The 6,830-nt window shown below is 35.5% G+C and carries 5 protein-coding genes; 3 read left to right on the top strand and 2 right to left on the bottom strand.

Going from position 1 to position 6,830, the window contains the following annotated elements; genetic code table 11:
- Positions 1-146: 146 nt before the first annotated feature.
- The gene (locus ABZA26_RS04740; protein WP_372713368.1) at positions 147-1,286 is read right to left on the bottom strand and encodes a mannitol-1-phosphate 5-dehydrogenase; all 1,140 of its coding nucleotides are present in this window, start codon (positions 1,284-1,286) and stop codon (positions 147-149) included.
- Positions 1,287-1,308: 22 nt separating this feature from the next.
- Positions 1,309-3,183 (bottom strand): PTS mannitol transporter subunit IICBA, encoded by a 1,875-nt coding sequence (locus ABZA26_RS04735; RefSeq protein ID WP_372713366.1) that lies wholly within the window; start codon positions 3,181-3,183, stop codon positions 1,309-1,311.
- Between the two features lie 429 nt (positions 3,184-3,612).
- Between ABZA26_RS04735 and ABZA26_RS04730 the strand changes: the two genes are divergently transcribed.
- From ABZA26_RS04730 to ABZA26_RS04720, 3 genes are all read left to right on the top strand, one after another.
- Positions 3,613-4,527 (top strand): endo alpha-1,4 polygalactosaminidase, encoded by a 915-nt coding sequence (locus ABZA26_RS04730; RefSeq protein ID WP_372713365.1) that lies wholly within the window; start codon positions 3,613-3,615, stop codon positions 4,525-4,527.
- 3 nt (positions 4,528-4,530) lie between these two features.
- The gene (locus ABZA26_RS04725; RefSeq protein ID WP_372713364.1) at positions 4,531-5,748 is read left to right on the top strand and encodes a hypothetical protein; all 1,218 of its coding nucleotides are present in this window, start codon (positions 4,531-4,533) and stop codon (positions 5,746-5,748) included.
- Positions 5,738-6,830: DUF2194 domain-containing protein (locus ABZA26_RS04720; RefSeq protein WP_372713363.1), on the top strand; the 1,093-nt coding region annotated here is incomplete at its 3' end. The genes ABZA26_RS04725 and ABZA26_RS04720, both read left to right, overlap by 11 nt.

Raw genomic sequence — 6,830 nt, 5'->3', positions numbered from 1 at the left:
TAACTAAGGGAGTATTTTTTATTTTTACCTTAAAAATATTCATTAACCTATATAATAAAGTGTTTATAAAATGACATACAGTTAAAAAAATGGTAACTCTTAAAAAATACTTAAGAGTTACCATCTATAATAATCCAGTATGAATATTAAGCTGTGTAAGCTTTGATTATTTTTTCTATTACAGCTTTGTTGCTAAGCGATGTAATATCTTCAATTGCAGTTTTCAGATCGTCGCTGCTTAATCTTTCCTCTAGCTTAAGAGCTTGATCATCTGAAGAGTTTCTGTATTTTAAGGCTGCTGCAATACCTTTTATCAGATTGTCATTTTTGGTGTTGTACTCTATAGTTCCTCTCAAAGGTTTTATAAGCCTGTCGTTGAAGCCTAATTTTCTTAGAGGTTCTCTTCCTACTCTGCTAACTTCATCCTTAAGATAAGGATTTTTGAATCTGTTGATTATTTTATCTATATAAAGATAGTGTTTCTCTCTTTCGAAACCGTATCTGTTGATAAGAACTTCTCCGCTCTCTTTCATGGCTTCCTTTACAATAGTTGCGATCTCTTCATCTTCGATACTTTCTTTTACAGTCTCATATCCCTTGAGAACACCTAAGTAAGCAGTTATTGCATGCCCAGTGTTAAGGGTGAAGAGTTTTCTCTCTACAAATGCCATAAGGTTGTCCGTAAGCTGCATACCCTCTATTTTAGGTATTTCACCCTTAAACAGTTTTTCTTCAACTATCCACTCTTTAAACTGCTCCACACGGACTCTCAATACATCGTCAGAACCTTCCATAGGAGGAACGATTCTGTCAACTGCTGAATTAGGGAATCCTACAAGAGATGTCATTACAGGCAGAGCTTCTGAAGATATATGTTTTTCAACTTCCTCTTTCAGGAAAGTAGAACCGTTTATCATATTTTCACAGGCTATAATGTTTAGATTTTCTTTATTCCCGTCTGCGATTCTTTTTTCTATACCCTTTGCTATTGTTTTTGCAATGATAGCAAGAACATTTGGACCTACTGCTGTAGTGATTATTTCAGCTTTAGATATTAGATCTAAAACTTCAGGACTGGTAGACATCATTCCGTCTACATTTTTTACAAGGATATCTTCCTTTTTTTCTCCTACAACTTCTACTGTATACTGGTTCTTAGTTTTTAGCTCATCTATAATCTTCTCATTTACATCAACAAAGCAAACTTTGTATCCTGACTGAGATAATAATTTACCTATAAATCCACGTCCTATGTTTCCTGCCCCAAATTGAATTGCTGTTTTCATTATTTACCCCTTCCTTATAATTTTATGAAGAAAATCTGCTATATATCTCTTCTATGTCTGTTGTTTTAGACAGAAGCTCCACTGTTTCTTCCTCTTCTATTGCATCTGCGATATTAGAGATGATATCCACGTGCTCATCATTTTTACCAGCTATTCCTATGAGCAGATATGCGATGTTACCGTCTCCGAAATCTACACCTTCAGGATACTGATTGATAACAATACCAGTTCTTAGAACACTTGCTTTTCCTTCGAGAGTTCCGTGAGGGATAGCAACGTTGTTTCCGATAAATGTTGTAGATTTAGATTCTCTTTCAAGCATGTATTCATAATAAGTATTTTCTACATAACCCATCTCAGCCATCTGCATACCTATTTTTTTGATTGCTTCTTCTTTTGGTATAGAAGGAAGTCCTAAGATGATTCCGTCTTTTATCAGGATAGTGTTGTCAGTTGCTGTCTCTTTAACTGGAGTTTCCTCAGTTTTTTCACTTTTACTTACATCACCTTTTTTTTTGAGTTCTTCCACTAAAGAGTCGTAGAATTTACCATCCATAAAGTTGTCCAATGACATGTGTACAGGATTAATAACTTTCTTTTCAGCTCTAGGTGTAAGATCTCTGTGGGTAATAACTATATCGATATCCTCAGTAAGGTTGTTTATAGCTAGATTTGTAACGTCGATATCAAGACCGGCATTTTTAATTTTCTTTCTTAGAAGACTTGCACCCATTGCACTTGATCCCATACCAGCATCACATGCAACTACTATTTTAGAGATATTTCCAGAAATATCTTTTGTTCCGGCAGCAGTCGGCTTATTTTTCATAGACTTCATATTTTCTGTAGCCTCATCAAGGTCTTTTCCGTTGGCAGTTTTCTTGAGGATAATCATAGCCACGAAACCTGAAACTAATGCCGCAAGAATAATTGAACTCATTGTTGCAATAAATCCACCTTTAGGAGTCATAGCAAGTACTGCAAAGACACTTCCTGGTGATGCTGGAGCTATAAGTCCTCCGTTTAATATTACGTTTGTGAATACTCCTGTCATTCCACCAAGGATTACAGCGATTATTAATAATGGTTGCATTAACACATACGGGAAATAGATCTCATGGATTCCACCGAAGAAATGGATGATAGCAGCACCAGGTGCAGAATCTTTTGCCATTCCCTTACCGAATAACATATAAGCAACTAATATTCCAAGTCCAGGACCAGGGTTAGCCTCTATTAAGAAGAATAATGATTTTCCAACTTCAGTTGACTGTTGTATTCCTAACGGAGAGAATACACCGTGATTTATTGCATTATTAAGGAATAGAATCTTTGCAGGCTCTACTATAAGTGATGTAAGTGGTAAAAGGTTCATATCAACCAGAGCTTTAACTGCATTCCCTAAACCTGCGTTAAGCGTCTCTACTACAGGTCCGATAACCTTGAAGAATAATAGAGCCAAAGTCATACCTAATAATCCTGATGAGAAGTTGTTTACAAGCATCTCAAATCCTGATTTTATTTTTCCGTGGATAGCTTCATCAAATTTCTTGATTACATATCCTCCTACTGGACCGGCGATCATAGCACCCATAAACATAGGTATTGAAGTACCTATAATTACTCCTGAAGTAGCTATTGCTCCTACTACTCCTCCACGCTCTCCTGCTACTATTTTACCACCGCTGTATCCTATTAATAGAGGTAGTAAGTAAGTTATCATTGGTCCAACTAGTGCTGATAATGTTTCATTTGGAAGCCATCCTGTAGGTATAAATAATGCAGTGATGAATCCCCAAGCAATAAATGCCCCTATATTCGGCATAACCATTGCACTTAAAAATCTACCAAATGCCTGAACCTTAACTTTCAAACTTTGATCTTCATTCTGACTCATGATATTTCCTCCCTAATTTTAATTTTTTTAAATTTTAATTCTCTTTATGTATTAAGTATACTCTTTGTGATCTCGGTGTTCAATGTTCAAACACTTCCCTTTAAACCGAACTAATTATTTTCCTTTTCAAAAGAAATAAAAGGTTTCATTTTTTTTTGAAATGGATTATCTGCAGAGATTACAGGGGAATACCATATAAATTAAACTGTCTGTAACTGCCTGAAAAAAGGAACTGAAAATTAATTTTGTAATAATTACAAAGGCAGAAATTCAGAAATTGATAATTGCAGGGGAATATGCTATAAATTAAGGGTTAGGAGACCTAATGGAGTGAAAAAATATCATAAAGTAGTAAATTTTTTTTAGGCGATATATCAGTAATATTAAATTATATTTCTAGAATTTAAAGATTACCGAGGAGGATACAGAATGCTGATTTTATTTGTTTTCATGTTTTCTATTTTTCTTCCCAGCAGCGCAGAGGACATAGATTATAGAGAAGAGATGATAAAATTTATAGGGGAGATAAGAGAAAGAGCTGAAGGAGACAAAATAATCATAGTACAGAATAGTACAGAATTATTCTATGATGACGGACTCCCAAATAAAAAGCTGTTGTCAAAAATAGACGGGATATCCAGGGAATCGCTTTTTTATGGATACGGAGGCTATAACAAAAGAACTCCCTCTGAAGAAATGGATTTGACTTTGAGAGAGCTTACAGGGATAAGAGAAGAAAATAAAAAGATTCTGCTGATAGAATACACAGACAGGTTGTGGAATAAAAGGAAGATTAAAAAAAATATAAAAAATTATGATTTTGTAGGAGAGGCCCTAAATGGTTATGAGCTTACATCTATTTATAAACCCCTTTCCGGATTCAACAATAAGAGTATAAAATCTCTGGAAGATGTGGAAAATTTTTTATGTCTGCTGAATCCCGAAAAATTTAGCAATATAGAGAGCTATGTAAAAATACTGGAAAAACTCGATTACGACCTCTTGATAATAGATGCCTACCATATGGGAAAGGGTTTCAGTGCCTCTCAGTTGGAAAGGCTCAAGAAGAAGAAAAACGGGTCGCGAAGACTTGTAGTGGCGTATTTCAGCATAGGTGAGGCAGAGGGGTATAGGAGTTACTGGAAAAAAGAGTGGAATAAAAAATTTCCTCACTGGATAGTGAAAGAAAATCCAAACTGGGAAGAGAATTATATTGTGAGATACTGGGACCCAGCTTGGAAGGGAATAACGGGGGATTATCAAAAAAGAATAGATTCCATGGGCTTTGACGGATATTTTTTAGATACGGTGGACACCTATCGGTTTTTTGAAGAAAAGGAGTAAATTATGAAAAGTAAAACTTTTAATTGTTTTATAGAAAGTTTATTGTACACCACGGGAATTTATTTTGTATTTTTTCATTTTTCTTCCTTTAAATACAGTTTTTTGGATATGAATCTGCACCCGCTGTTGATTGCAATAGCAGTTATATCCCTAAAGTACGGGACTTATATGAGTGGATTTGTAGTTTCTTTTTCTATAATTTACTATATTTTATCCTATATTGGACTGGGAAGAGATATGATCATATTTTTCTCAAGCTTCGAATACTATAAATTCATATTAATGTTTTTCTTCACTGCACTTTTTCTGGGGAAACTAAGAGACACAACTGATGAAAGAATAATGCATCTGGAAAAAGAGGTGGCCAAAACCACAGAGGACTATGACAAGCAAAAGGAAAACAATGTAAAGCTAGCTACCATAAACAGCAGACTGAAAAAAAGAATAGTAAGCAGCCGAGAGAGCATAATAACTCTGAACCAGATAAGGTCATCTTTTGACAATATGAATGTGGAGGAGATATATACAGAGGCAGTATTGATAATGAAGCAGTTTTTAGACTGTGATGTTGTCTCTATTTACATTCTCAATTCAGATAAGAATTTTATGAGGCTTAAATTGAGAGCAGGAAACGGGAGGATGCCTGGCTTTCTTCAGCTGAAAGATGACAGTGTATTCAGCGAGGTTATAAAGGCTGGAAAACCCAAGGAGTTTCCTCTGGATATAGAAGGTGATTCTCCTGTATACGTCTCTCCTATAAAAAATGAGGAAGATATTTTAGGATTTATAAACATAGAGAGAATGAGTCTGGAAGCTTCTGAAAGATACAGCTACGAGATATTTAAGATAATAACTCACTGGCTGAATGAGGCTCTTTCTGAGGCTATCACAAAAGAAATGAAAGAGATAAATGAAAACTCTCTTGAAAATACAGGAATATTCACTATAGAGTACTTTAATAAGATCATGCTGGAAGAAGAAAGAAGAAAAAAACTTCTTGGCATGGATTTTATGGCTTTTGAAACGAAAATCAAGGACCACTCACCGAAAGAGGTTGCAGAGATAATAGAAGGAAAGGTCCGTGAAAGTGACTTTATAGGAATGGATGATGAAAGGCTAAGAATACTTTTCCCAGCCACAACTTCTGCTAATAAAGAACTACTCATGGGTAAAATTGCAGAGTTATTTCATGGTATAGAGGCTGATTTTTATGAAATTTAAATATTTTATGCTGATTACTTTTATAACGGTACTCGGTCTTCAGTACTTTAGGGTGAAGGAACTACATACACATTTTACTTTGAAGCAGGAGAAAGATTTTTTTATACCTGAGGGGACAAAGGGTGACCTGAATATAGAGAAGCCCCAAAAGCATCTTCTGCTCTATAGTGCAGACGGTGTAGGAACCAGAGAGATTCTATACAATCTGGATAAAATTTTTGAATTTACAAAGGCTAAGCGAGACATCCATGATATAAGTTCTTACAATGGAAAGGTAGAGGGATATTCCAGCATAATAATTGTGGCAGAAGATTTCACGGGAATGAGCAAAAGAGTTTTTTTGGATATAAAAAAGTTTATTCAAAATGGTGGGAGTCTTATTGTCCTGGAACGTTCCTTCAAAAGTCCTTTTAATTCCATGGGTGGAATACTGCATATAGATGGCTTTACAGAAACTTCAGGAGTTAAATTTTATACCAGTTTTTTTCCCGGGATGGAGACAACAAAACCAAGCGGTGAACTTATATCAGGTTCATCACTAAAATTAAATCTCTCTTCTGAGGCCGACATCATAGCAGCATCTGATGATGACACGCCTTTGATTTGGGAGACTCCCTACGGAAAGGGAAGGGTTATATATTCCAATACATCAATGTTTGAAGGGAATACAACACGTGGACTACTTACTCAGCTCATAGCCTACGGAAATGATTACTTCATAATGCCGGTATTTAACTCAAAAGTTGCTCATATTGATGATTTTCCAGCCCCTATACCTGCTGGGGACAATGAAAAAATTCACGACGAATATAATATGAATAATATTAATTTTTTTAAAAAAGTATGGTGGCCTGATATGGAGTCTATAGCCCAGAGACAGAAACTGAGATACACCGGTTTCATAATAGGAGACTATACAGACGCCACAGACAAAAGAAAAATTGTAGATTTTACAGAAAAATTGAAAGAAACTACTGGATATTTCGGAAGGGAGATTTTCCAGGATGGAGGGGAGCTGGGTGTCCACGGATACAACCATTTTTCCCTGGCCCTGGAAGGTGGGATTAATTTTGATGATTACG

It is taken from the genome of Ilyobacter sp. (assembly GCF_041583315.1).
Lineage (GTDB): Bacteria > Fusobacteriota > Fusobacteriia > Fusobacteriales > Fusobacteriaceae > Ilyobacter.
This window is presented reverse-complemented; position numbering and strand designations above follow the sequence as displayed.

Coding starts and splice junctions, on each gene's coding strand:
- ABZA26_RS04740 (WP_372713368.1), bottom strand. CDS start 1,286: ATGAAAACAGCAATTCAATTTGGGGCAGGAAACATAGGACGTGGATTT.
- ABZA26_RS04735 (WP_372713366.1), bottom strand. CDS start 3,183: ATGAGTCAGAATGAAGATCAAAGTTTGAAAGTTAAGGTTCAGGCATTT.
- ABZA26_RS04730 (WP_372713365.1), top strand. CDS start 3,613: ATGCTGATTTTATTTGTTTTCATGTTTTCTATTTTTCTTCCCAGCAGC.
- ABZA26_RS04725 (WP_372713364.1), top strand. CDS start 4,531: ATGAAAAGTAAAACTTTTAATTGTTTTATAGAAAGTTTATTGTACACC.